The following is a 25,772-nucleotide window of genomic DNA, read 5'->3' as shown; positions in this document are numbered from 1 at the left end:
TTTTTAACCTTTTTGCATTACTAGCTGAAGGCCCAGCCAAGCCATAAAAATACACACCATCACGTTTAAGATGATATTGAGGGCCATTTTAATAAAGTGACCTTGTTGTAATAACAACAACGAATCCATTGAGAATGTTGAAAAGGTGGTTAACGCACCTAAAAAGCCAATTCCGATGAGGGTTTTAGCGGGACTAACGGCAATAACCTGCTTATCGATTAAACCGTACAAAATGCCCATCAACAATGAACCCAGAATATTAACCGTCAACGTACCAAAAGGGAATCCCCTACCGAGGAGTTTTAGCATGGTTTCGCTAATAAAAAACCGTAAACAGGCTCCTGAGGCTCCGCCAAGGGCTATCATCATGTAAAGTTTAATCATGCTCATAACGTTTTATTGGACTTTGTGCGTCGCGCTCTTTTAAATAATCGAGCTTTTGTTTAATTTTTTGCTCAAGTCCACGATCACTTGGCTGATAGTATTGTTTGCCATCCATTTCTGGCGGTAGGTATTTTTCGCCAGCAGCAAATGCGCCTTCTTCGTTATGCGCATATCGATACTCTGCGCCATACCCTAAGTCTTTCATTAAATTGGTGGGGGCATTGCGTAAATGCTCTGGCACTGGGTAACTTGGCTGATTTTTAGCATCGTCTTTGGCTTGATTAAACGCCATATAAACCGCATTGCTTTTAGGCGCACTGGCTAAGTATAAGGTGGCCTGTGCAATTGCGCGCTCACCTTCGCTTGGGCCAACTCGTTGGAATATATCCCATGCGTTTAAAGCCACTTCCATAGCGCGCGGATCGGCGTTGCCTATATCTTCTGTAGCAATCGCTAATAAACGCCTTGCAACATACAGCGGGTCGCCGCCACCGGCTAATATTCTGCAGTACCAATAAAGCGCGCCATCGGGCGAACTGCCTCGCACTGATTTATGAAACGCCGAAATTAAATCGTAAAATTCATCGCCGCCTTTATCATACTTGGCTAAATGCGTGGGGAGTATTTGGCTGAGTACCTGTTCATCAACATGAAATTGGCCGTTTTGCTCAGTGGTTAAATCGACTGCTTGCTCGAGTAAATTAAGTACTTTACGAGCATCGCCACCACTTGCTTGGCATAGCGCCTGTTTGGCGTTCTCTGCAATCACGATGTGTTTTTGGCTTAATTGCTCGTCTTGTTTAAGTGCACGCTCAATTACCGTGTATAAATCGCTTTCTTGCAAGGATTTTAAAACATACACCCTTGCACGAGACAAAATCGCATTATTAAGCGCAAACGAGGGGTTTTCGGTGGTGGCACCAACAAATATAAAAGTGCCATCTTCAATATGCGGTAAAAACGCATCTTGCTGAGATTTATTGAAGCGGTGTACTTCGTCAACAAACATTAAAGTACGCTGGCCGCGGCTTTGTAAGTTATCGCGCGCTTGGGTTACGCTATCGCGTATATCTTTTACGCCCGCCGTTACTGCCGACATTTGAATTAGTTCAGCGTCGGCATGGTTGGCAATAATTTGCGCGAGCGTGGTTTTACCCACCCCTGGCGGCCCCCATAAAATTAAACTATGGCAGCGCCCTGCAACAATAGCTTGATGCAGCGGCTTGTCGCTACTTAGTAAATGCTGTTGCCCTATGTAATCGTTAAGCGATAAAGGGCGCATCCGCGCAGCAAGTGGGCGTACATCGGGCCCAAAGTTAAAACCTAAATTACTCACCGTTACTCTGATCGTCTATTTCTACACCCGCTGGCGGGGTAAATTCAAAAGTTGTTTTATCGAGCTCAGTATTAACCTGTGCATTGCTAAATGTAAACGCAGATAGCTGGCCTGAGTTATCTTTAACCACCAGTTTTGCCAGCCCTTGCTCGTTATCAGCAAAAGTAATATCAAGCTGCTCTACTTGGCTTTCTACGCCTTTATTTGGGGTAATGCTAAAGCCTAAATCGGTGGTAAACACGCTGTATTTTTCCCATTGCGCAGGGTCTTTAGAGGTGAGCAATATAAACGGTGTAGAGTCAATTAAACCGCTGGTTTTCATAATAGTGACTTGCTCAGCAAAGCTATCAAAGTAATAGGTTTTATCGCCGTTTGACACAAATAATGTGTCGTCTGGGTTAGTTTGCTGCCAGCGGATCATCAATGGCTGTTGCAGCGCAATATTGCCTTGGCCTTGCATTACCAGTTGGCCTTCACCGTCGGTTACGTTTTGTTTAAATTGTGCTTTAAAGCTTTTTAAGGTCGATAACTTATCTTGTAATGCTTGGCTGTCGTCAGCAAAGCTGGGCATAGCAACTAAACTGCCCAGTACTAATAATAAACTACTTAATTTTTTCATTAATTTGCTCCATTAGGTACTAATACATCGCGCGCGCCGTTGTGTCCTGGTGCACTCACGATACCTGATGTTTCCATTTGTTCTACTAAACGTGCAGCACGGTTATAGCCTACACGTAATTTACGTTGCACTGATGATACTGATACTTTACCGGTTTCTATTACAAAGGCGACCGCTTCGTCGTATAACGGATCTGATTCTTCATCGCCATTTTCGCTAGCTTCACCTGGTAACAAAATATCTTCAGTGGCATCACCATTTAAAATTTCGTCTATGTAATTTGGTTTAGCACGGGCTTTCCAATCGTTTACCACGGCATGTACTTCATGGTCGTCTACAAACGCGCCATGCACACGCTCTGGCACACTGGTGCCTGGCGGTAAATAAAGCATGTCACCCATGCCTAATAAGTTTTCTGCGCCTTGTTGATCAAGTATGGTGCGCGAGTCTATTTTACTTGATACCTGAAACGCCATACGTGTAGGTATATTCGCTTTAATTAAACCGGTTATTACATCAACCGACGGACGCTGGGTTGCTAATATTAAATGAATACCCGCAGCACGCGCTTTTTGCGCTATACGGGCAATTAACTCTTCAACTTTTTTACCTACAATCATCATCATGTCGGCAAATTCGTCAATAACCACCACAATGCTAGGTAATTTATCTAGCTCATCTGGGCCGTCTTTCATACCATCGGTGTCTTTAAATAATGGATCCATAATTGGGTAGCCCGCTTCTTTGGCTTCCATTACTTTTTGGTTGTACCCTTTTAAGTTACGCACACCTAAAGCCGACATCAGCTTATAGCGGCGTTCCATTTCACCTACACACCAACGCAGCGCGTTAGCGGCTTCTTTCATGTCGGTTACAACTTCACACAATAAATGCGGAATACCTTCGTAAACTGAAAGCTCAAGCATTTTCGGGTCAATCATGATCATACGAACATCTTCAGGGCCCGATTTATACAGTAAGCTTAATATCATTACATTAACGCCCACTGACTTACCTGAACCCGTTGTACCGGCAACTAATAAATGCGGCATTTTACCTAAGTCGGCACACACAGGTTGCCCTGCAATGTCTTTACCAAGCACCATAGTTAATGGCGATGGGTTTTGCTCAAACTTAGGTGCGTTTATGACTTCTGATAAACGTACAATTTCACGGTATTTATTAGGCAGCTCAATACCGATATAGGTTTTACCCGGAATAACTTCAACCACGCGCACACTAATTGCCGATAGCGAGCGCGCTAAATCTTTTGACAGCCCAGTAATTTTAGACACTTTAATACCCGGTGCTAAATCAAGCTCAAAACGAGTAACAACAGGCCCAGGGTAAACCCCTACCACAGTGGCTTGCACGTTAAAGTCGAGTAGTTTTGTTTCTACAAGGCGCGATACACTATCGAGCTCTTCTTGCGAAATTGGGTTTTTAGCTTTGTCGGGTCTGTCGAGTAAATCCAGTGATGGCAATGGCCCCGGTGGTGGTTCTTGCTCTAATAATTGCTCAAACTTCTCTTTGGCAGTTGGCGGCGGTTGAAACCCTGATTTTGGCTTGTTAATTGGCCTTGCTGGTGAAACCACCGTTGTGGCTGGTTTTTCAGGTTCAACCACTGGGCTTTGATCGAGCGCATTAAGTGCTGCTTCTGTGTCCATAGGTTCATCGTCTATGGCGCTAAAGCTAATTTCTTGATCGAGTATTTGGTCAAGCTCGTCAAACGGCATAAACTCGTCGTCTTGCGGTGCGTTTACTTTAGTTTTTGGTTTGTCGAGTGCTTTTGGTTTGTCTGCTGTTTTATTAGCAAGCTCAGGTTCTTGTTGGCGTGTATCATCTTCAAAATAAGCATCAGGTTGCTCGTCTTGTACTTTACCTGCAATGCGCTCGCGCTGCATCCAACCTCGAGCATAGGTCACCAAAAAGCGGTATAACCTAACTATTAAATCACCCAAGTAATCAACAAATTGTACCCACGACACGCCTGTTAATAGCGTTAACCCTGCAAAAAAGAAACACAGCAGTAAAATAGAGGTACCGGTAAAATTAAACGCTGGCATCATCGCCGATGCAATCACATCGCCCACCACCCCACCGGATGAAAAATTATAAATATCGTCAAAATTAATACTGCTAATAGCGGTGGCTGAGGTAATAAACAGCGCAAAACCAATAATGCGTAATCCAAGTGTGGTGTAATCGAGTTGTAAAATACGGTGTGGCTGCTTAAACACTAAATAGCCAAGCAGCTGAATAGCCGCTGGCACAAAATAGGCAAGCCAACCAAAGGTAAGTAATAGTATGTCGGCCACCCACGCGCCCGCTGTACCCGTAATGTTTTGTACATTGGTAAACTCACCCGTTTGCGACCAAGAAGGATCGGCAGGATGAAAACTAATTAAAGCACATAAAATAAATACCGCTGCAAAGGTGCTGACGATGAGCCCCGTTTCTAATAGTCTTTGTACACCGTTTAGGCGCATAATTACCTATCCCTCATTATTATTTTTTACACTCACTTGGCAATAGAATACCTTAGCAGGAAATGTATTTTGATGCACTTTATCTTAACCATGATGGCCTGATTATGAACAAGTTTTTATTATTTTCTTAAGCAAAGCAAAATTGGCTGCAACAATAAAAGTATTTTAAAGGCTGTTACTCTATCATTAAGCAACAAAAGGACGGATCACCACGCCTTCTTCACCCTTTACTTCTTCCATTACTACATAGGTGCGGCTTTCACTCACATTGGGCAACTTTAATAATATATCACCGAGTACGCCTCGGTATTCTGACATATCGTTAACCCGGGTTTTTAATAAAAAGTCGAAATTACCCGAAACCAAATGACATTCTATAATTTCTTCGTGTTTTCTAACAGCAGCACTAAATTCTTCAAATACGTCGGGCGATGTTTTGGTAATGGTTACTTCCACGTACACAGAAAGCCCTTGGCCAAGCTTGGCGGGATCAACCACTGCTTTATAGCCTAAAATATACCCTTCTCGCTCTAGCTTTTTCACTCGCTCTAGACAGGGCGTGGCGCTCAGGCCAACTCGTCGGGCCAGTTCAACATTTGACAGGCGGCCATCAAGTTGTAATTCGACTAAAATTTTGCGATCAATACGGTCTAATAAGTTATGCATGGCTTTTTAGTTTTTTATTCTAATAAAATTAATTTTACAGATACTAACACTACAAAGAGCTTAAAAAAAGGTGAGACACACTACCCTAGCATGAATATAATAGTGGAAAATTTTTATCCCGTTCTAACAAGGCAAAATTATGATTATTGGTGTACCTAAAGAAATTAAAAACCACGAGTACCGTGTAGGTATGGTTCCTGCGAGTGTTCGCGAACTTGTAAATCACGGCCACCAAGTGATTGTTGAAACGAATGCTGGTATGGGCATTGGTTTTACAAATGATGATTATGTTCAAGCAGGCGCTGAAATTTTAGAAACAGCTGCTGACGTTTTTGCAAAAGCAGAAATGATCATCAAGGTAAAAGAGCCACAAGCTGTTGAGCGTGCAATGCTACGTGAAGACCAAATTCTTTTCACTTACCTTCACCTTGCACCGGATCTTCCACAAACTGAAGACCTTGTTAAAAGTAAAGCAATCTGTATTGCGTATGAAACAGTAACTGATTCACGCGGTGGTTTACCACTTTTAGCGCCAATGAGTGAAGTAGCTGGCCGTATGTCTATTCAAGCAGGTGCACAAGCGCTAGAAAAAGCTAACCACGGTCGTGGTATGTTACTAGGTGGTGTACCAGGTGTTGAGCCGGCTAAAGTAGTTGTTATTGGCGGCGGCATGGTTGGTCGTAGCGCAGCACAAATGGCCGTTGGCCTAGGTGCTGAGGTTGTTGTACTTGACCGCAACATCGACGTATTACGTGCACTAGACGCACAGTTTGGTAACAAAGTTAAAGCTATTTACTCAACAGCTGACGCGCTTGAAAAGCACGTACTTGAAGCTGATCTAGTAATTGGTGGTGTACTTATCCCAGGTGCAGCTGCACCTAAACTAGTGACTGCTGAACACATTAAAGCAATGAAGCCTGGTGCTGCAATTGTTGACGTTGCAATCGACCAAGGTGGTTGTATTGCTACGTCTAAAGCAACGACGCACGCTGATCCTACATACATTGTTGATGAAGTTGTTCACTACTGTGTTGCTAACATGCCAGGTGCTGTTCCACGTACATCTACGTTTGCACTTAACAATGCAACATTGCCGTTCATCATTAACCTTGCAAACAAAGGTTACAAAAAGGCATTACTAGATGACGCTCACTTCTTAAAAGGCTTAAACGTACTTAAAGGCCAAGTAACTTACAAAGAAGTAGCTGAAGCGTTCAACATGGAATATGTTGACCCACGCACTGCAGTAGAAAACGCGTAACTATTATTGTTACCGTTTAATACCTAAGTCATCATTAGGTATAAGCATTAAAAAAGCAGCTAATTAGCTGCTTTTTTTGTGTCTAAATCTTAGAGTCTGCGGTCAACAGACCCAAGTGTTATATAAATCGTTTAATAATAAAATCGACTTTGACACGCTTAGCTTGACCAAGTAGCTTTTTCACTGGCTGCGGGTAATCGCTCATGGTTTCTAAATCATCTGGACCGGTTAAACGACGACAATGCTTTAAAATCTCTTGGCGTTCATTATCAATATCGCGCATTATCGTTTGCTCAGGGTCTTCTATTAGAATACCATTTTCGATATCTAGCCCCCATGCACGCGGATTTAAATTATGCCCGCTAAGTAAATGCACTTTACGGTCACAACAAATCCCTTTTAAATGAAACGAGTTACTCTCGTGTTTCCACAGGTAAACGTTTAAGTTGCCATTATCTATGTGGCGTTTTTGCGATTTAATAAACTTGTGCAAAATAGTTTCGTATAAATACGGTAATGCACCAATTTTACTAAATGGCTCGCTAGGTGGTAGGTAAAAATCGTTTGCGGTTTTATCGCCCACCACAATAGTGACTTGTTTACCTTGCTTTAATAAGCGACGCAAAGAGCGCATTAAAGGAGCCGGAAAATTAAAATACGGCGTGTATAACACCAACTCTTGCTCGGTAGTATCAAACAGCGCTTTGATTAAGCGATTAAGTTCGTTATTACGACGGCCTAAACCCAAAAACAAACGAATGCCCATTGCATGAGTATTCAATTGTTGCGCACTTTTATAGCTTGCCGATTTAAGCTCACGCATAAGTTGCTTTTGTTCAAGCTTAAAGTCAGCCATGCGCTTAAGCGGTCGTTGATCAATTCTTGGAACTGCTTCAGAGCTCAATAAAGTTGATTCGATAAAATCGACTACTGAGTCACATAATTCGTTTTGCGAGACTAAAAAGTAGCGATCGAGTCGGTATCGGTCGCTATATTGCAAATACACATTATTTAAACTGGCACCGCTGTAGAGCAGTGTGTCGTCAATAACAAAGCCTTTTAAATGCAACACCCCAAACAGTTCTTTTGCCTTTACGGGAACACCATACACTTGAACGTTTGAATTAAACTTCTCTAAGCTGTCGCAATATAAGCTTGCATTACCCTCTGACTTTTCTGCACCAATTAAACCGCGTTGCGCGCGATGAAAATCAACCAATACTTTTATTTCAAGTGAAGGGTTAGCTAACGATGCACTGTGTAGTGCGGCTAAGATTTCACGACCCGCTTCATCATCTTGTAAGTAAAGTGTGGTGATATAGATTCGTTTTTTTGCGTTGGCAATTAAATCTAACAATTGCGTACGGTATTCTTGCGCATTGGTTAAGACGTTAACGTCTTTTGAAGTCAACCCAAATGCGGGTTTCTCTTGCCAAAATAACATAGTTGCCTATTCACTTAGGTCACATAATTAAGCAGTGACAAATCAAAATTAGTTAAAAGATAACAAAAAAATCAGGCTGGTCATGAATTAACGTCGTTTTATTGGCTAACAGTCTATTTATTAGTCGAGCACTGCTTGTAAGTCATTTGCTAGTACACATTAATGAACAGCTTCGCAATTTGCGAAAAAAATAATCTCATCTTTTATTTACTTCCTGCTTGTTTTTCTTAGAATCGGGCGCATTAAAACCGTATTAAACGTTTAGGAAAAGATCATGACTGAAGCAAAACATTGTAAGTTACTTATTTTAGGTTCGGGCCCTGCAGGCTACACAGCCGCAGTTTACGCTGCACGTGCTAATTTAAACCCTGTTTTAATTACAGGTATTCAACAAGGTGGCCAGCTAACAACCACCACTGAAGTTGAAAACTGGCCTGGCGATGCACACGGTTTAACCGGCCCTGCATTAATGGATCGTATGAAAGAGCATGCAGAACGCTTTGAAACTGAAATTGTGTTCGACCACATCAACAAAGTTGACGTATCTAAGCGCCCTTTCACACTAACCGGTGACCAAGGTACTTATACATGTGATGCTTTAATTATTGCAACAGGTGCCTCTGCGAAATATTTAGGCTTGGAATCTGAGACTAATTTCCAAGGCCGTGGTGTTTCTGCTTGTGCAACCTGTGACGGCTTTTTCTATAAAGGTCAGAAAGTTGCGGTTGTTGGTGGTGGTAATACAGCGGTTGAAGAAGCGTTATACCTGTCTAACATTGCTGATGAAGTTCATGTTATCCACCGTCGTGACAGTTTCCGTAGTGAGAAAATTCTTGCTGACCGCCTTGCTGAAAAAGCAGCGAACGGTAACGTTGTAATGCACTACAACCGTACACTTGATGAAGTGCTTGGTGATCAAATGGGCGTGACCGGCGTTCGCATTAAAGATGTGGCGTCAGATGCTACTGAAGAACTTGATTTAGCGGGTGTGTTTATTGCCATAGGCCATAAGCCAAACACCGATATGTTTGAAGGTCAGTTAGAAATGAAAGACGGCTACCTAGTGGTTGAATCTGGTCTTAACGGTAACGCAACACAAACTAGTGTGCCAGGTGTATTTGCTGCTGGTGATGTGTCTGACCATATTTACCGTCAAGCAATTACCTCTGCCGGTACTGGCTGTATGGCTGCACTTGATGCAGAACGCTTTTTAGATAACCTATAAGCATACATAGCATACTTTTGGGGCTGAATTTTCAGCCCTTTTTTGTGCCCAAACATTACGCCCGAGATAATTGCACTCGCACCAGTATTCACTATATTTATAGTTAAAATTAGTCTTATTTATACAATTAATGGCTCAGGTACGATAGGATCTAAGGGTGAGCAACAAATACCGTCAAATTATATAAGTAAAACTAGCTATAATTATCGTCAGGAATAAAAGCTTTATTCATTTAGGCATTACTAGAAACTGTAAAATCAGTTAAAATGCTTAACTTCATATCAAGTAAATTACCGAGAGTTTTCTATGAGTTTGTATACAAAATATATGGAAGAAATCCAAACCCGTAAAACGGAGCTTGGATTAAGCCCACAACCAATCGATAGCGCTGAACTAGTATCAGAAATAATTAATCAAATTAAAGATACTAATAACGAGCACCGTAAAGATTCACTGCATTTCTTTATTTTTAATACTTTACCTGGAACAACCAGTGCTGCGGGCGTTAAAGCACAGTTTCTAAAAGAAATCATTTTAGGTGAAGAGCACGTTGCAGAGATCACTCCAGAATTTGCATTCGAACTACTTTCACACATGAAAGGCGGCCCATCGATTGAAATGCTAATTGATTTAGCCTTTGCTGATGACGCAAAAATCGCAGCACAAGCTGCAGAAGTACTGAAAACTCAGGTATTCTTATACGATGCAGATATGGAGCGCATTAAAGCGGCCTACGAATCAGGTAATGTAATTGCTAAAGAATTACTAGAGAGCTTCTCAAAAGCTGAATTCTTCACAAAACTACCTGACATCGAAGAAAAAATCGAAGTAGTAACTTACATTGCTGGTGAAGGCGACATCTCAACTGATTTACTGTCTCCAGGTAACCAAGCACACTCGCGTGCTGACCGTGAATTACACGGTAAGTGCATGATCACTGAAGAAGCACAACAAGAAATTGTTGCCCTTCAAAAGAAACACCCTAACGCTAAAGTAATGCTTATTGCTGAAAAAGGCACCATGGGCGTTGGTTCATCACGTATGTCTGGTGTGAATAACGTAGCACTTTGGGCTGGTAAACAAGCAAGTCCATACGTTCCTTTCATCAACATTGCACCTGTTGTTGCAGGTACTAACGGTATTGCACCAATCTTCTTAACAACGGTTGATGTAACTGGCGGTATTGGTCTTGACCTTAAAAACTGGGTTAAAAAAGTAGATGCAGACGGCAATACAGTAACTGATGCAAATGGTGACGCTGTGCTTGAAGAAGCCTACTCTGTTGCTACTGGTACTGTGCTAACAATCAATACTAAAGAGAAGAAGCTTTATAACGGTGATAAAGAGCTTGTTGATATTTCATCAGCATTCACACCGCAAAAAGTTGAATTCATGAGAGCTGGCGGTTCTTACGCAGTTGTATTCGGTAAAAAACTACAAACGTTTGCTGCTGAAACTCTTGGCATTGAAACGCCGCTTGTTTATGCACCTTCAAAAGAAATTTCACACGAAGGCCAAGGCTTAACAGCGGTTGAAAAAATCTTTAACCGTAACGCGGTAGGTGTACTATCAGATACGCCACTTCACGCTGGCTCAAATGTTCGTGTTAAAGTGAACATCGTTGGTTCGCAAGATACAACCGGTCCAATGACTGCACAAGAATTAGAAGCAATGGCTGCTTCAACGATTTCTCCTCTTGTTGATGGTGCCTATCAATCTGGTTGTCATACAGCATCAGTATGGGATAGCAAAGCACAAGCAAACATTCCTAAACTAATGGCGTTTATGAATAAGTTTGGTTTGATCACTGCACGTGACCCGAAAGGCGTTTACCATGCAATGACTGACGTTATTCACAAAGTATTGAACGACATTACAATTGATGATCGCGCTATCATCATTGGTGGTGACTCGCATACACGTATGTCTAAAGGCGTTGCCTTTGGTGCCGATTCAGGTACTGTTGCTGTTGCACTTGCAACGGGTGAATCAGCGATGCCAATTCCTGATTCAGTTAAAGTGACGTTCAAAGGCAAAATGGCTAAGCACATGGATTTCCGCGACGTTGTACATGCAACGCAAGCGCAAATGCTTAAGCAATTTGGTGGCGAAAACGTGTTCCAAGGTCGTATCATTGAAGTTCATATTGGTACCCTAATGGCTGACCAAGCGTTTACCTTCACTGACTGGACTGCAGAAATGAAAGCGAAAGCGTCAATCTGTATTTCAAATGATGAAACATTAATTAAGTCAATTGAACTTGCTAAGTCACGTATCCAAATCATGATCAACAAAGGTATGGAAAACGAAGCACAAACGCTACAAGGTCTAATCGATTTAGCCGACAAGCGTATTGCAGGTATTCAATCTGGTGAAGAGCCAGCACTTTCTCCAGACGACAACGCTAAATACCACGCAGAAGTTGTGGTTGATTTAGACCAAATCGTTGAGCCAATGATTGCCGATCCAGACGTTAATAACGATGATGTTTCTAAGCGTTATACTCACGATGTGATCCGCCCTGTTTCTTTTTACAACGACAAGCCTGTTGATTTAGGTTTTGTTGGTTCGTGTATGGTTCACAAAGGCGATATGAAAATTATTGCTCACATGCTACGTAACCTTGAGAAGAAAAACGGTTCTATCTCATTCAAAGCGCCATTAGTTGTTGCGCCACCAACATACAACATTGTTGATGAGCTTAAAGCGGAAGGCGATTGGGATATTCTTGCTAAATACGCAGGTTTTGAATTTGACGATGCAAAACCAAAAACGGCTGCACGTACTAAGTATGAAAATATCTTATACCTAGAACGTCCTGGTTGTAACCTATGTATGGGTAACCAAGAAAAAGCAGAACCAGGTGATACTGTTATCGCAACATCAACACGTCTTTTCCAAGGCCGTGTAGTAGCCGATACATCTGAGAAAAAAGGTGAATCACTACTAGGTTCTACGCCAGTTGTAGTTCTATCTTCTGTTCTTGGTCGTTTCCCGACTATGGAAGAGTATAAGTCTGCGGTTGAAGGTATTGACCTTACATCGTTTACACCTGTTGAAGAAGCAATGACAACTAAGTTCAACGCAGGTGAAGCTGTACCAGTAAAAGTGGTTAGCTAATTCGATTAGTTTACCATTTAATTAAGCGCGTTTTTTAACGCGCTTTTTTTATGCCTAAAATTTACCTAACAGCAATTTAAGCCCTGCTCAACACTATGGACAACACAATAATTTGTGGTTTGTGATTTGTGATTTTAAAGCAACAGGTTACACTTTGTCTTGACCATGCAGTTATTCAATCGGTGTTATGACTAAACAACTTTATCAACTCGCTCAAAGCCACTTTGCTTTTCCTGATCCCAGCCATGCATTAGATGATCCAGATGGTTTACTTGCCATTGGTGGATGCTTATCGGTAACGCGATTAAAAAATGCCTATTTATCTGGTATTTTTCCGTGGTTTAGTGAACACGAGCCAATTATGTGGTGGTCACCGAGTGAACGCGGTATTGTTGAGCTTGATGACTTTCATGTTAGTAAAAGCTTACGAAAACATTTAAAAAAGTACCCGGTCACCGTAACTATTAACCATGCCTTTGAAGAAGTGATAGAAGCGTGCCGCGATCAACGTCTTGATACCGATGGCACTTGGATCACCCCGCAAATGCAACAGGCGTACATTAATGCCCATCACAATGGCTTGGCCCATAGTTTAGAGGTATGGCGCGAGGGAGAGCTTGCAGGCGGCTTATATGGGATTATGCAAACAGGTGTTTTTTGTGGTGAATCAATGTTTCATCATCAAACAAATTGCTCCAAACTGGCGATGTGGGCGCTGGTTAATTGGCTTAAGCGCCATGATGCGCATTTTATTGATTGCCAATTAGAAAATCCTTATTTAATGTCGTTAGGTGCCAGCGTGATTCCACGTGAAGAATTTTTAACTAAACTTAATAAAGCACAGTGTTACACCCCAGCTGCCAGTATGTGGCAGCCACAGGAGCTAATCGCGATATATGAATGAACAACTTCCGGCTCGTATTGGCCTAAGCCAACCATTTGAATGCAGTTACTTGCCAGATCGCCAAGAGCAATTGCTGGTGATACTCGATCCAAGTTGTTACAGCAGCAATAAGTTTGAGTCGTTATTAGGATTGGGCTTTCGTCGCAGTGGTAACCAAATTTACCGTCCGCACTGCCCTATTTGCAGCGCGTGTAGTTCTGTGCGCGTTTTAGCTGATGAATTTATGCCGACAAAATCGCAAAAACGTAAACTTAACAAAGCAAAAAACCGCTTTGAGGTAAAATATTCTCAAGTTGAACGCGAACAATACTATCCACTTTACAGTAAATACATTAGCTTGCGCCACCAAGACGGTTCTATGTATCCACCTGATAAATCACAATTTCAAAGCTTTTTGTTTTGTAGCTGGTTAACCATCACCTTTATAGAGCTTTGGGATCAAGATAACTTAGTGGCCGTTGCTGTAACTGATTGTATGGACAACGCTATTTCGGCTATTTATACATTTTTTGACCCTGACTACGAACACTTTAGTTTAGGCACTGTAATGATATTACAGCAGCTTAAATTTGCTAAACAGCAACACAAACAGTTTGTTTATTTAGGCTATCAAATAGATGAATGTGACAAAATGAAGTATAAAACCCAGTTTTTACCCGCCCAAAAACAGCTCAATGACCAGTGGGTGGCTATTTAATTTACAAAAATAGCCCCTGCGCCTTTACTTATTGGCGTATTTTGGGCAAAATCTGCAGCGTTTAACTATTAAAGAGGTGTTACGCTAAACATGGCGAAAGAAGACGTAATCGAAATGCAAGGGACAGTCCTTGATACTTTACCAAATACAATGTTCCGAGTTGAGCTAGAAAATGGTCACGTAGTTGTGGCTCATATTTCAGGTAAAATGCGCAAAAACTATATCCGTATTTTAACCGGCGATAAAGTAACGGTAGAAATGACTCCTTACGATTTATCGAAAGGTCGTATCGTATTCCGTGCTCGCTAAGTAAGTGCGTAAACGAGATTTAGTTTTTGGCTAGTGAAAACTAGCTTTAAGCGTTTATTAAATGTAATTAATGCTAGGGTCTGTTGGCCTTTGCGGATTAAAATTTGTTCAAACTAAGGGCGGTTTAATCGCGGCGCGAGGTTTGTAACCTAGTGGGCTAAGTAAAAACCGAGCAACAAAGAGTAAATCGCCCCTAGGCAGAACCCTTCGGGCAGCGCCTGTTTGGCATTGATGCTGCGTTATCGCCTATTTATGGGGAATAACCACACCACATAGGCTCTGCCTTGCCTAAATACCAAACAGACTGCTGCAAATTTAACCTTGAAAGGTCAACAGACCCTAGTAGCCAGTAATTACATTTAATAAACAAAAAACCCAGCTTTTGCTGGGTTTTTTGTTGCCTATTTCTTTGGCAAATAAAAAAGCCTGCACAAAGCAGGCTTTTTAAAATCGCTAACCTTTTAGGTTAGGCTGGCGTTAAGTTACTCTCGTAATCAAAACGCAGCTTTTTATCTTTAACCGATACTTTTACCGTACCGCCAGAAATTAGCTCACCAAACAGTATTTCGTTTGCTAATTGCTTTTTAAGATCTTCTTGGATAACACGCGCCATAGGACGCGCGCCCATTGCTTTGTCATAGCCTTTATCAGCCAACCACTCACGTGCTTTAGAAGTAAGCTCAAGGTTAACTGACTTCTTATCCAGTTGCGCTTGTAACTCAACAACAAATTTATCAACCACTTGCAAAATAACCTCTTTCTCGAGGTGATTAAACCAAATAATGTTATCTAAGCGGTTTCTAAATTCAGGTGAAAATACTTTATTAATTTCACCCATTGCATCGTGAGTATGATCTTGCTCACTAAAGCCAATCGACTTACGTGTGGTTTCTTGTACGCCGGCATTGGTGGTCATCACTACCACGACGTTTCTAAAGTCGGCTTTTCGGCCGTTATTATCTGTTAGCGTACCGTGATCCATAACTTGTAATAAAATGTTGTAGATATCAGGATGCGCTTTTTCAATTTCATCCAGCAATACCACTGCATGTGGGTTTTTGATCACCGCTTCTGTTAATAAGCCGCCTTGTTCAAAACCTACATAACCCGGAGGCGCACCGATTAAACGGCTCACCGCATGGCGCTCAACGTATTCAGACATATCAAAACGAATAAACTCAACACCCATGCATTTAGCTAATTGCTTGGTAACCTCTGTTTTACCTACCCCTGTTGGGCCTGCAAATAAGAACGAACCAACCGGTTTGTTCTCGTTTGCTAAACCTGAGCGCGATAAGCGAATAGCAGAAGTTAATGCATCAATGGATTGATCTTGTCCAAACACCAACATTTTTAAATTACGGTCTAAGTTTTTCAGCGTTTCTTTATCAGACGACGACACATTTTGTGGCGGAATACGCGCCATTTTAGACACAATCATCTCAATATCAGATACACCAATGGTTTTTTTACGCTTGGACGTAGGCAGTAGCCGTTGGCTTGCGCCTGCTTCATCAATAACGTCAATCGCTTTATCAGGTAAGTGACGCTCATTAATATACTTGGCACTTAGCTCAGCGGCTGCTTTTAACGCTTTTTGCGTATAACGAATACCATGGTGTGCTTCGTAACGATCTTTTAAGCCGTTAAGAATTTTAGTGGTATCTTCAACGCTAGGTTCAAGCACATCAATTTTTTGAAAGCGACGGACAAGGGCGCGATCTTTTTCAAAAATATTCTTGTACTCACCGTAAGTGGTAGAACCCATACAACGTAATTGCCCACTTGAGAGTAACGGCTTAATTAAGTTTGAGGCATCCATTACCCCACCTGAGGCAGCACCTGCACCAATAATGGTGTGAATTTCATCAATAAATAAAATTGAACTTGGTTTTGCTTGTAACTCTTTTAATAAACTTTTAAAGCGTTTTTCAAAATCGCCTCGGTATTTGGTACCGGCAAGTAACGCGCCCATATCTAAAGAGTACACAACCGCATCTGCAATGACTTCAGGCACTTGTTCGTTAACAATACGATAGGCTAAGCCCTCAGCAATGGCAGTTTTACCTACGCCGGCTTCACCAACCAGTAATGGGTTATTCTTTTTACGACGACACAGCACTTGCACTGTGCGCTCTACTTCACTATCACGGCCAACAAGCGGGTCAATATTACCCTCTTTAGCGTGTATATTAAGGTTAGTTGTAAAGCTGTCGAGCTTACTCGCTTCTTCGCTTGCTACTTCTTGCACCTCTTCATGAATATCGTCGGTATCATCGCCTAATTCGTCGTCACCTTTGGCAATCCCATGAGAAATAAAGTTAACAATATCAAGTCGAGAAATATCGTTCTTTTTAAGTAAGTACACGGCTTGGCTTTCTTGCTCAGAAAAAATAGCGACCAGCACATTAACGCCTGTCACTTCATTTTTGCCAGAAGATTGCACATGAAATACCGCGCGCTGTAATACTCGCTGAAAACCAAGTGTTGGTTGAGTTTCGCGCTCTTCTTCTAAATCAGGAATAACCGGTGTGGTTTCATCAATAAATTCAAGTAACTCTGTTTTTAATCCAGAAACGTCAACACCACACGCATTAAGCGCTTCTCCAGCTGATGGGTTGTCGAGTAGAGCTAATAAAAGGTGCTCTACGGTCATAAACTCATGACGACGTGTACGCGCTTCACGAAACGCAGTGTTCAAAGTTAGTTCTAAGTCTTTATTTAGCATTGGCAACCCCTTACAGAGATAATAATTTTATACCGCACTTCAAAGATGAAAGTTCACCTTTGTGGTATTTATTCCTGCTCACAACTACATAGCAGTGGATGCTCGTTATCCCTTGAGTAGCGGTTAACTTGCTCAGCCTTAGTATGTGCTACGTCGGCGCTATAAACACCACATATGCCCTTACCTTGCTGATGTATTTGCAGCATCACATCAGTTGCTCTATCGCTATCCATATTAAAAAACGTCATTAAGATCTCTATTACAAAATCCATCGGCGTGTAATCATCGTTGTTTAACACAACTTTATATTTTCGCGGTGGCTGCAACTTTTGCTTTTCACTATCGCGAACGGTGTCGATAACACCAGAATCTTTCATACCACTCATAATTAAATATAGTCTTGTCTTTGTAACTCAAGCAAACTTGAATAAAAAAATAAATAAAATGTTAAAAAATAACCTAAAACACTTGACTGGTTGCTTAAATAAACTACAGTCAAATGGTGATTGATTAAACCTTAGTCAGTCTAGCAAACAATACAGTTTAGGATAACTAAATTAGTCAACTTATAGAAGGATGTAGAAGTATGGCTTGTGGTAAAGTCAAATGGTTCAACAACGCCAAAGGTTTTGGTTTCATCGTAGAAGACGGTTGCGAGAACGACATTTTTGCTCATTACTCCACTATTGTAATGGACGGATACAAGACGCTTAAAGCTGGTCAAGATGTTACCTTCGAATTACAACAGGGCCCTAAAGGTCTACACGCTACTAATATAGCGCCTAATGGCGATATTATAGAGTGATTGTAATTATGAGACTAAAGCGAGTGACCTGTTTAGATCCTCGCTTAATTTCTTAAAAATCCCTAACCACTCCAATATAAATTGCCTCATTGTTTGTTAATTCAACCCCACTCCTTGATTTTATTTTATCTACCCCAATAATTTCAGTATTAGATGTTTAACTGCTGGCGTCTGGCGTGTAATCCTAGCCCTTTTTAGCCAAGCTTGTTACACTCTTTATCCTGTAAAACGTAATTACTTTAGCCTAATGGCTAGTTTGTATTTACATAAATTTTAGTTATAAAAGACATTAGTCCGTCAGGTGTGATTATTCTCACCTTGTTTAGGTTATACGAGTACCAACACCTAACAGACTACTCATTGCATGTACTAATGCTTTATTTAAAAGTATTAAGCGATGATTTCTTTGCATTGTTGAATTTGGCCAATGCGGCCTACTATCTAGGAATGATGATGACATCAAAAATTATCTATACAAAAACGGACGAAGCTCCGGCACTAGCAACTTATTCGTTGTTACCTATTATCCAAGCATACACAAATGCGGCAGGTGTTGAAGTTGAAACACGCGACATCTCATTAGCTGGTCGTGTAATTGCGAGCTTCCCGGATTACCTAACAGAAGAACAACGCATTGGTGATGCACTTGCAGAACTTGGCGAAATGGCAAAAACACCAGAAGCTAACATCATTAAATTACCGAACATTAGTGCATCAGTTCCACAACTTCGCGCTGTAATTAAAGAGCTTCAAGAAAAAGGTTATGCACTTCCAGAATACCCGGTTGAACCTAAAAACGATGAAGAGAAAGCGATTCAAGCTGCCTACGATAAAATTAAAGGCAGCGCAGTAAACCCTGTACTTCGTGAAGGTAACTCTGACCGTCGCGCACCAGGTTCAGTGAAAGAGTATGCACGTAATAACCCACATTCAATGGGCGCGTGGAGCAAAGATTCACAATCTTACGTTGCAAGCATGGAAGAAGGTGACTTCTTTGGTTCTGAGCAATCACTAACTGTTGATGAAGCAACGGATGTTCGTATTGAACACGTAGCGGCTAATGGCGATATCACTGTACTTAAACAAAGCACGCCATTACTTGCTGGTGAAGTAATTGATGCATCACGTATTAGTGCTGCGAAATTACAAGCATTCCTAGAAGCTGAAATTAATGCTGCTAAAGAAAAAGGCGTGTTATTTTCGCTTCATATGAAAGCAACCATGATGAAAGTATCTGATCCAATTATCTTTGGTCACGCTGTAAAAGTATTCTACAAAGACGTTTTTGCAAAACACGGTGCACTTTTTGAAGAGCTAGGTGTTGATGTAAATAACGGTTTAGGCGATGTGTACTCTAAAATTCAAACATTAGATGACGCTAAGCGCGAAGAAATTGAAGCAGACATTCAAGCGGTTTACGCTAACCGCCCTGCTATCGCCATGGTTGATTCTCATCGTGGTATTACAAACTTACACGTACCAAGTGATGTGATCATCGATGCTTCTATGCCTGCTGCAATTCGTTCAAGCGGTCAAATGTGGAATAAAGACGATAAATTACAAGACACAAGCTTTGTAATTCCAGATCGTTGTTACTCTGGCGTTTACCAAGCAACCATTGATTTTTGTAAAGAGCACGGTGCTTTTGATCCTACAACTATGGGTAGCGTACCAAACGTTGGCCTTATGGCTCAAAAAGCGGAAGAATACGGCTCACATGACAAAACATTTGAAGCAAAAGCTGATGGTACTATTCGTGTTGTTGACACAAACGGCAACACCCTACTTGAGCACAGTGTTGAGCAAGGTGATATCTGGCGTATGTGTCAGGTTAAAGATGCACCAATCCAAGATTGGGTTAAGCTTGCAGTAAACCGCGCTCGCGCAACAGGTAATCCGGCTATTTTCTGGTTAGATGCAGAACGTGCACACGATGCTGAGCTAATCAAAAAAGTGAACAAATACTTGCCAGAACATGATACTGCTGGCCTAGATATTCAAATTTTATCGCCAATGGATGCAACCTTGTTCTCACTAGCACGCATCAAAGAAGGTAAAGACACGATTTCTGTAACAGGTAACGTATTACGTGATTACCTAACAGATTTATTCCCAATTTTAGAATTGGGTACTAGTGCTAAAATGCTTTCAATTGTGCCACTAATGAATGGCGGTGGTTTATTTGAAACAGGTGCTGGTGGTTCTGCCCCTAAGCACGTTCAACAGTTTGAAAAAGAAAACCACTTACGTTGGGATTCTTTAGGTGAGTTCTTAGCACTTGCTGCATCACTTGAACACCTAAGCACAACAACGGGTAACAACAAGGCACAAGTACTTGCTGATACACTTGATAAAGCAACGGGCACATTCCTAGCTGAAAACAAATCGCCTTCACGTAAAGTAAAAGAAATTGATAACCGTGGTTCTCATTTCTTCTTATCTTTATTCTGGGCTCAAGAACTTGCTAAGCAAAATGAAGATAGCGAGCTTAAAGCGCAATTTACACAAATTGCTAGCGACCTTGAAACCAATAAAGAGCAAATTGTTAACGAGCTAAACGACGCACAGGGTCCTGCAATGAACATTGGCGGATACTTCCAGCCAAATGACGATGCAGCCTTTAAAGCAATGCGTCCAAGCACAACATTTAACGAGATTTTATCTAAACTAGTATAAATCAATTAAATGAATGAAAAGGCGCTCACAGAGCGCCTTTTTTGTGCTTAGGCGAAAGGTGTTCGTAAAAAAGGCCGCTAATGCGGCCTTTTAAATTCAACTTAAAAAGTTTATTTTGTGTATGCGCGTGGCATGTTCGATTCTGTTGTATAGCGCTCACGCAGTTTATCTTGGCGAGATTCAGTACTAACCTCAACTCCATTGATAAACATTTTATTCACGTGGCTGCTCAGCTCAAACGGGTCGTTACTCCACATAACAACATCAGCGGCTTTTCCTACTTCTAGGCTACCGGCATTAATACCAAATACATCAGCTACATTCGAGGTCATGGCCCTTAATGCGCCTTGCTGGCTCATACCGTAAGACACTGCGTTACCGGCATCGTAGCGAAGCTGGTAAACATTGTGACTTGCGTCACCACCCACAGTTAATAGCACTTTAACACCGGCTTTTTCTAGTATTCCGGCATTATTCAAGCTTGCATGCAACGAATCAAAGCTGCCTGGTAAGTTATCCATTGCACTAATGATCACAGGAATGCCTGCTTTAGCGATGCGATCTTTAACTACAACGGCATCTTGAGCGCCATTAAGGACAATGTTTACGCCAAACTGCTGTTTCACTTTTATTAGTTCAACAATATCAGCCGAACGCGACACACTAATTAGTAATGGCATATCGCCTTTTAGTACTTTAGCCATTATGGTGTCTTCAGCACTTGGCTTAGCGTCGTCTTTTTTAGCGTCTTTACTTGCTTTGGTTTGATGCTCATCTAACTTATTGATAAGTGTTTGCAAGGTAAATGCACGAGAGCCTTTACTACGCTCACCTAAATGAACCACTAGTGCAGCTTGCTTTTTATCTACGCTTTCAAAGCTACCACTTAAATCAACAACACTTGCTAGGCCTGCAAATATGCTGTCACCACCGTATGGGGTGATCAAATCGCGAGTGATACCGCCTTTACGTGCATAAGGAATTAAGCTTGAACGAGGATTGAATGCTAAGCTTGCATCAAAATCGATACCCGCTTTGTCTTCTCCTGCATCGCGAGAACCGGCAACTGCACCTACTTCAACTAAGCCAAGCTGGTTTACACTGGCGATAAAACCAGCCGTCACTATTTGACCTTTAGCATCAATAACTTTGTCAGCTTCAACATCGCTAGGGTTAATGGCAGTGATTTTGCCATCATTCATTACAATGCTAGCTCCTTCTAATACACCTTGATCTGAAGATGTATGCAAAGTTGCATTAATGATTGCTAATGACTGGGCGCTTACGGCACCCGATGCTAGTAGCCCTGCAGCAACCAGAGAAAGCGAAAACGAACGTGATAATTTTTTCATTCTGGGTGCTCCTTATTGTTGACCTAACATAAAATCACTTTGTGCTTGGAATGCGCTATCGTTTCTATCGTAAACTTTTGCGCCATCAACAAACACTTGCTCTGCTTTTGCATAAACACTAAACGGGCTTTGATTCCAAATAACAACATCAGCTTGTTTACCTGTTTCAAGTGAGCCTGTTTTATCTTCAATGCCTAATGATTTAGCGGCGTTAGACGTGATCCATTTAATCGCGTGTTGCTCAGAAATATCAAACCCATTTTGGTTTGCACTGTACATTACTTTTGCGGCTTCTTGGTTCAAGCGTTGAATCGTCGTATCAGAATCTGAGTGCACAACAGCACATGAGTTTTTAACTGCATCAACAATAGCTACGTTCTCTTGCACCATATCGTAGGCTTCCATTTTAAAGCCCCACCAGTCTGGCCAAAGTGCTGCACACGAGCCATTTTCAGCTAATAAATCAGCAATCTTATAGGCTTCAATTCCGTGGTGGAATGTGCCGGCATGGTAATTAAACTCTTTAGAAAGGTCGATCATCATCGCCATTTCTTCTGCTTTGTAGCAGTGATTGTGAATACGAACGTCACCTTCTAAAACACCACGTAATGTATCGTATTTAATATCACGATGTGGAGCTTCTGGGTTTTTACCCGCAGCGTAATCAGCATCGTATTTATCCCACTCACGCTTATATTCTTGAGCGCCAATCCATGCTGTGCGATATCCTGCCATATTACCCATACGTGTCATCGGTAATACACCTTTGCGACCGTAAACACGTTTAGGATTCTCACCACACGCCATTTTTAAACCGTATGGTGCGTCAGGAAATTTCATCCCTTGCATGGTGTGAGCCGGTACATTTTTAAGGGTAACACCACGTCCACCGAATAAATTAGCTGAACCAGGTAAAATTTGTAATGACGTAATACCGCCTTCACGTGCGCGATTGAAACCTGGATCTTGTGGCCAAATTGAATGTTCAACCCATACTTCTGCAGTATTTGGACTGGTCATTTCGTTGCCATCTTGATGAGATTCAACCGATGGATTTGGATAAGCACCTAAATGTGAATGAACGTCAATAATGCCTGGTGTTACCCATTTACCTTGTGCGTCGATGGTGGTATTCGCATCAGCGGTTAAATCTTTACCAATTTGCTGCACTTTACCGTCGACAATTAATACATCGGCTTCATCTAAACGTTCACCCGTACCTGTTAATACAGTCGCATTGGTGATTAACGTGCTTGATGTCGCTACCGGTTGGTAAGTACTTGGGTATGGGTTTTTATTAATGGTTACTTTGTCATCTTGTGGACCGCTTTCTTGGCAACCAACAAGTGCTGCTGCTAAACCAACAGCTAACAATGAGGGAGCAAATTTTTGCATGTTTTTAGGTTCTCCTGTTTTTTTACTACTTTAGCGAAAGCAAACGCATAAAGCTAAAAAAACAGGTGAAAAGGCGGTTATTTAAGGTGAATTTCTGTAATTATTTTTTTATATAATTGTTATAAAGCTTATCCAATGCCCCTTCTGTGGTAAGCGATGGATCTTTACTTATAAAGTGTTTAACCGTTCGGGTTACAAAATCCGAATTTTGCTTATGTAATTTTGAAAAATCTTTTATCAATGTATTACCATCTTTTGCGGCTGTAACTTTATCATGACGATGCCTGTATTGGCTCAATGCCTTATTAAAATCACCTTGATAGTCTTCCACTAAAATTTTATAAAAATCACTTTTTTGCACCTTTAATACAGTAATGCAATAGTTAAGCGCTTCTTTGAAATCGGTAAATACAGTGCCTTCAACATCAAACTCTTTGGTTTTTTCACGCACTGTGACACGTGCTTCCTCAGTGGCATAACTAAACCCCGTAAAGGCGAGTCGCTCAGCCGCTTCTTTACCCAGCTTCATACCTGCTTGAATGCTATGAGCAAATTCATCACTCATATCAGCGAGTTCATTTTCTTCCCACATATTATAAACACGCAAAGGCTTTGCGTACTTATTAGATAACTTCTTTTTAAGTTTACTGAATCGCTCATCAATGGTCATTAATCGTTCATTATGAAGTAATGCATGGCATTCATAACAAGCTGCAATAGCAACAAAGTCAGCTTCTTCGCCTAAATCAATAATACTTTGTAGCATGTGCAATGGCGGACAATGATCGCGCTCTGTTGCTTCACAGCCGCAATAAAAACATTGGTTAAAATGCTGTTGCTCACACGCATAAGCTTGCTGGTAGTAACTTGCTAACGTTTTATTCACAATTGCGCTCCAAAAATATAAAATGCTACAAATTTAGGGCGCGATAATAACAGCCTGAAAAAATATTTCAGTAGGAAAACGCTAAAGTGTGTCAAAAATAAATTATTTATGAACAACTTTTCATACACCTACAAAATTGCACGATTTATATACACATCTTCTTACAGCTTACCCCATTCAGTTAACAACATTCCTGCTACATTAGGCAATACTTAAGTTGCACATAAACAAAGAGGCAAATACTATGATTTCTTTTAAAGCATCCCTGTATTCAACGGTATTATTGGGCGCAGCAACATTAACGACACCGGTAATGGCAACCACCTTTGTTGCCGCTGATTCATCACCCGGTACGCAAGCTTGCATGGCCGTTGCATCTAACAAAAGACTGACACTTCACAGAGCCATGAAAGATCTGCGAATTAGTAAACATGTAATTGGCAAAAAATTACTCTGTAATGATTTATCAATGGATGATTTTGTAGCGCTGTATGATTTAAATAAATCAGCACGCTTTTTAAATATTGAAGCGTCTACTAGTACGTCAATAAAAGACTTAGCAAGGGCAAACAAACCGCTTGTGGTTATTATGGCGGGGTCTAAATAATATTACAGGTTTTAAATGCGTTTAATTTACTCGATTCAAACACGTTAAGCAGGGGCTAAGTACCTGCTTAACGTGTATTTATTATCAAATAAGCGCTGCCAACAAACCAAATAAGCCACCAAATACCCCACCCCACACAACGAGCCAGCCTAAGTGTTCGCGTATCATGGTTTGAATTATTTCTTTTACCATTTTAGGGGTGAGTTCATCTAAGCGTTCATCCACTAACTTAAGCACCGTATTATGCAAACTTTCCGCGTTATTACCTTGGGTTAACATGTCGGTTAATAATGTTTTAAAATCGTCGGTATCGCTAATTTGCACTAGTGATGACTGCATTTTTTCAATAAACTTTTCTCGCATCGGCTCAACGGCTTCAGTGCCGCCAAACATTGCAAGCATGCTACCAAATTGTGATTGTTCAATAACCACTAACAAATTATCGAATGCAGGATTTAAATCCACCTTATAAATAACTGACTCAAAGTCTATCGTTGGTTGAGCCTTACTTAGAAGCTTGTCTATTTTATGCTCAGAAAAGAACTCCGTAAGTATTAAGTTTCTTATAGCCACTTTAAAACTTTCAAACTTAAGTGCAATTACACCCGAACCATATAAAAACGGCACTTTTTCAAACAGCATATGAATAGCGAGTAAGTTTGTAACTGCACCGGAGAGTGCAAATAAGCCCACCGAAAGTACAATGGTTTGTTCAAATACAAAACCAATAACAACACAACACGCTGCTAATAAGTTAGTGATAAAACTTTTATTCATTTTTATTCCATTTCAGTGATTTGTATCAGAAATTGATAGCCTTAATTTTACACCGATTAATTTGTTTATTTAATCCCTTTTTGCCATAGTTT

21 protein-coding genes are annotated in these 25,772 nt (G+C 41.1%); 9 read left to right on the top strand and 12 right to left on the bottom strand.

Features of this window, described 5'->3' with window-relative positions:
* Window positions 1–3 precede the first annotated feature (3 nt).
* The 5 genes from crcB to lrp form a co-directional block, all read right to left on the bottom strand.
* Window positions 4–384 carry a fluoride efflux transporter CrcB gene (gene crcB / locus AB8618_RS06305; protein ID WP_010389726.1) on the bottom strand — a complete coding sequence of 127 codons (381 nt, stop codon included), beginning with the start codon at window positions 382–384 and terminating at the stop codon, window positions 4–6.
* On the bottom strand, window positions 377–1,720 hold the full coding sequence (locus AB8618_RS06300) for a replication-associated recombination protein A (RefSeq protein ID WP_418157343.1): 1,344 nt from the start codon (window positions 1,718–1,720) through the stop codon (window positions 377–379). The genes crcB and AB8618_RS06300 overlap by 8 nt, the downstream gene beginning before the upstream one ends.
* Window positions 1,713–2,339: an outer membrane lipoprotein chaperone LolA gene (lolA, locus tag AB8618_RS06295; RefSeq protein ID WP_413401800.1), complete on the bottom strand. Its 627-nt coding sequence runs from the start codon at window positions 2,337–2,339 to the stop codon at window positions 1,713–1,715. Before lolA ends, AB8618_RS06300 begins: the two co-directional genes overlap by 8 nt.
* Window positions 2,339–4,828, bottom strand: coding sequence for a DNA translocase FtsK (locus AB8618_RS06290; RefSeq protein ID WP_413401798.1), 2,490 nt, complete (start codon window positions 4,826–4,828; stop codon window positions 2,339–2,341). Before AB8618_RS06290 ends, lolA begins: the two co-directional genes overlap by 1 nt.
* 186 nt (window positions 4,829–5,014) lie before the next feature.
* Complete coding sequence (gene lrp / locus AB8618_RS06285; RefSeq protein ID WP_008110073.1) at window positions 5,015–5,494, bottom strand: leucine-responsive transcriptional regulator Lrp; 480 nt, start codon at window positions 5,492–5,494, stop codon at window positions 5,015–5,017.
* Window positions 5,495–5,633: 139 nt separating this feature from the next.
* Between lrp and ald the strand changes: the two genes are divergently transcribed.
* Complete coding sequence (ald, locus tag AB8618_RS06280) at window positions 5,634–6,755, top strand: alanine dehydrogenase (RefSeq protein WP_248527316.1); 1,122 nt, start codon at window positions 5,634–5,636, stop codon at window positions 6,753–6,755.
* A 118-nt stretch (window positions 6,756–6,873) separates the two neighbouring features.
* On the opposite strand, the gene pssA is transcribed toward ald, so the two are convergent.
* Window positions 6,874–8,199, bottom strand: a complete 1,326-nt coding sequence (gene pssA / locus AB8618_RS06275; RefSeq protein ID WP_413401795.1) for a CDP-diacylglycerol--serine O-phosphatidyltransferase — start codon at window positions 8,197–8,199, stop codon at window positions 6,874–6,876.
* Window positions 8,200–8,473: 274 nt separating this feature from the next.
* Between pssA and trxB the strand changes: the two genes are divergently transcribed.
* The 5 genes from trxB (at window position 8,474) to infA (ending at window position 14,454) form a co-directional block, all read left to right on the top strand.
* Entirely contained in the window at window positions 8,474–9,424 is a 951-nt protein-coding gene (gene trxB, locus AB8618_RS06270) for a thioredoxin-disulfide reductase (RefSeq protein ID WP_008110078.1), read from the top strand.
* Between the two features lie 306 nt (window positions 9,425–9,730).
* Window positions 9,731–12,544 (top strand): bifunctional aconitate hydratase 2/2-methylisocitrate dehydratase, encoded by a 2,814-nt coding sequence (locus AB8618_RS06265; protein ID WP_409425247.1) that lies wholly within the window; start codon window positions 9,731–9,733, stop codon window positions 12,542–12,544.
* 187 nt (window positions 12,545–12,731) lie between these two features.
* Window positions 12,732–13,448, top strand: a complete 717-nt coding sequence (gene aat, locus AB8618_RS06260) for a leucyl/phenylalanyl-tRNA--protein transferase (RefSeq protein ID WP_413401792.1) — start codon at window positions 12,732–12,734, stop codon at window positions 13,446–13,448.
* Window positions 13,441–14,145 (top strand): arginyltransferase, encoded by a 705-nt coding sequence (locus tag AB8618_RS06255; protein WP_008110084.1) that lies wholly within the window; start codon window positions 13,441–13,443, stop codon window positions 14,143–14,145. The genes aat and AB8618_RS06255 overlap by 8 nt, the downstream gene beginning before the upstream one ends.
* 90 nt (window positions 14,146–14,235) lie before the next feature.
* Window positions 14,236–14,454 (top strand): translation initiation factor IF-1, encoded by a 219-nt coding sequence (gene infA, locus AB8618_RS06250; RefSeq protein ID WP_002962494.1) that lies wholly within the window; start codon window positions 14,236–14,238, stop codon window positions 14,452–14,454.
* A gap of 466 nt (window positions 14,455–14,920) precedes the next feature.
* On the opposite strand, the gene clpA is transcribed toward infA, so the two are convergent.
* A complete protein-coding gene (gene clpA / locus AB8618_RS06245; RefSeq protein ID WP_413401787.1) occupies window positions 14,921–17,182 on the bottom strand; it encodes an ATP-dependent Clp protease ATP-binding subunit ClpA in 2,262 nt (753 codons plus the stop codon).
* A gap of 68 nt (window positions 17,183–17,250) precedes the next feature.
* A complete protein-coding gene (gene clpS / locus AB8618_RS06240; protein ID WP_008110102.1) occupies window positions 17,251–17,559 on the bottom strand; it encodes an ATP-dependent Clp protease adapter ClpS in 309 nt (102 codons plus the stop codon).
* A 209-nt stretch (window positions 17,560–17,768) separates the two neighbouring features.
* Between clpS and cspD the strand changes: the two genes are divergently transcribed.
* Both cspD and AB8618_RS06230 read left to right on the top strand, forming a co-directional pair.
* Window positions 17,769–17,987 carry a cold shock domain-containing protein CspD gene (gene cspD, locus AB8618_RS06235; RefSeq protein WP_008110104.1) on the top strand — a complete coding sequence of 73 codons (219 nt, stop codon included), beginning with the start codon at window positions 17,769–17,771 and terminating at the stop codon, window positions 17,985–17,987.
* Window positions 17,988–18,440: 453 nt separating this feature from the next.
* Entirely contained in the window at window positions 18,441–20,663 is a 2,223-nt protein-coding gene (locus AB8618_RS06230; protein WP_413402836.1) for an NADP-dependent isocitrate dehydrogenase, read from the top strand.
* Between the two features lie 110 nt (window positions 20,664–20,773).
* On the opposite strand, the gene AB8618_RS06225 is transcribed toward AB8618_RS06230, so the two are convergent.
* From AB8618_RS06225 to AB8618_RS06215, 3 genes are all read right to left on the bottom strand, one after another.
* Window positions 20,774–22,015 carry an amidohydrolase family protein gene (locus AB8618_RS06225; protein ID WP_413401784.1) on the bottom strand — a complete coding sequence of 414 codons (1,242 nt, stop codon included), beginning with the start codon at window positions 22,013–22,015 and terminating at the stop codon, window positions 20,774–20,776.
* Window positions 22,016–22,027: 12 nt separating this feature from the next.
* Window positions 22,028–23,410, bottom strand: coding sequence for an amidohydrolase (locus AB8618_RS06220; RefSeq protein ID WP_413401782.1), 1,383 nt, complete (start codon window positions 23,408–23,410; stop codon window positions 22,028–22,030).
* Between the two features lie 100 nt (window positions 23,411–23,510).
* Window positions 23,511–24,296, bottom strand: a complete 786-nt coding sequence (locus AB8618_RS06215; protein WP_178955830.1) for a hypothetical protein — start codon at window positions 24,294–24,296, stop codon at window positions 23,511–23,513.
* A gap of 244 nt (window positions 24,297–24,540) precedes the next feature.
* Here AB8618_RS06215 and AB8618_RS06210 point away from each other — a divergent pair, with 244 nt between their 5' ends.
* On the top strand, window positions 24,541–24,903 hold the full coding sequence (locus AB8618_RS06210) for a DUF3718 domain-containing protein (protein ID WP_409425239.1): 363 nt from the start codon (window positions 24,541–24,543) through the stop codon (window positions 24,901–24,903).
* Between the two features lie 84 nt (window positions 24,904–24,987).
* Here the strand turns inward: AB8618_RS06210 and AB8618_RS06205 are convergent, their stop codons facing one another.
* Window positions 24,988–25,680 (bottom strand): DUF445 domain-containing protein, encoded by a 693-nt coding sequence (locus AB8618_RS06205; protein WP_409425238.1) that lies wholly within the window; start codon window positions 25,678–25,680, stop codon window positions 24,988–24,990.
* Window positions 25,681–25,772 lie beyond the last annotated feature (92 nt).

Origin of the sequence: Pseudoalteromonas sp. RW-H-Ap-1 (assembly GCF_048318575.1) — a bacterium.
GTDB lineage: Bacteria > Pseudomonadota > Gammaproteobacteria > Enterobacterales > Alteromonadaceae > Pseudoalteromonas.
The sequence above is the reverse complement of the archived record's forward strand: the minus strand, read 5'-3'. Positions and strand labels throughout refer to the sequence as shown.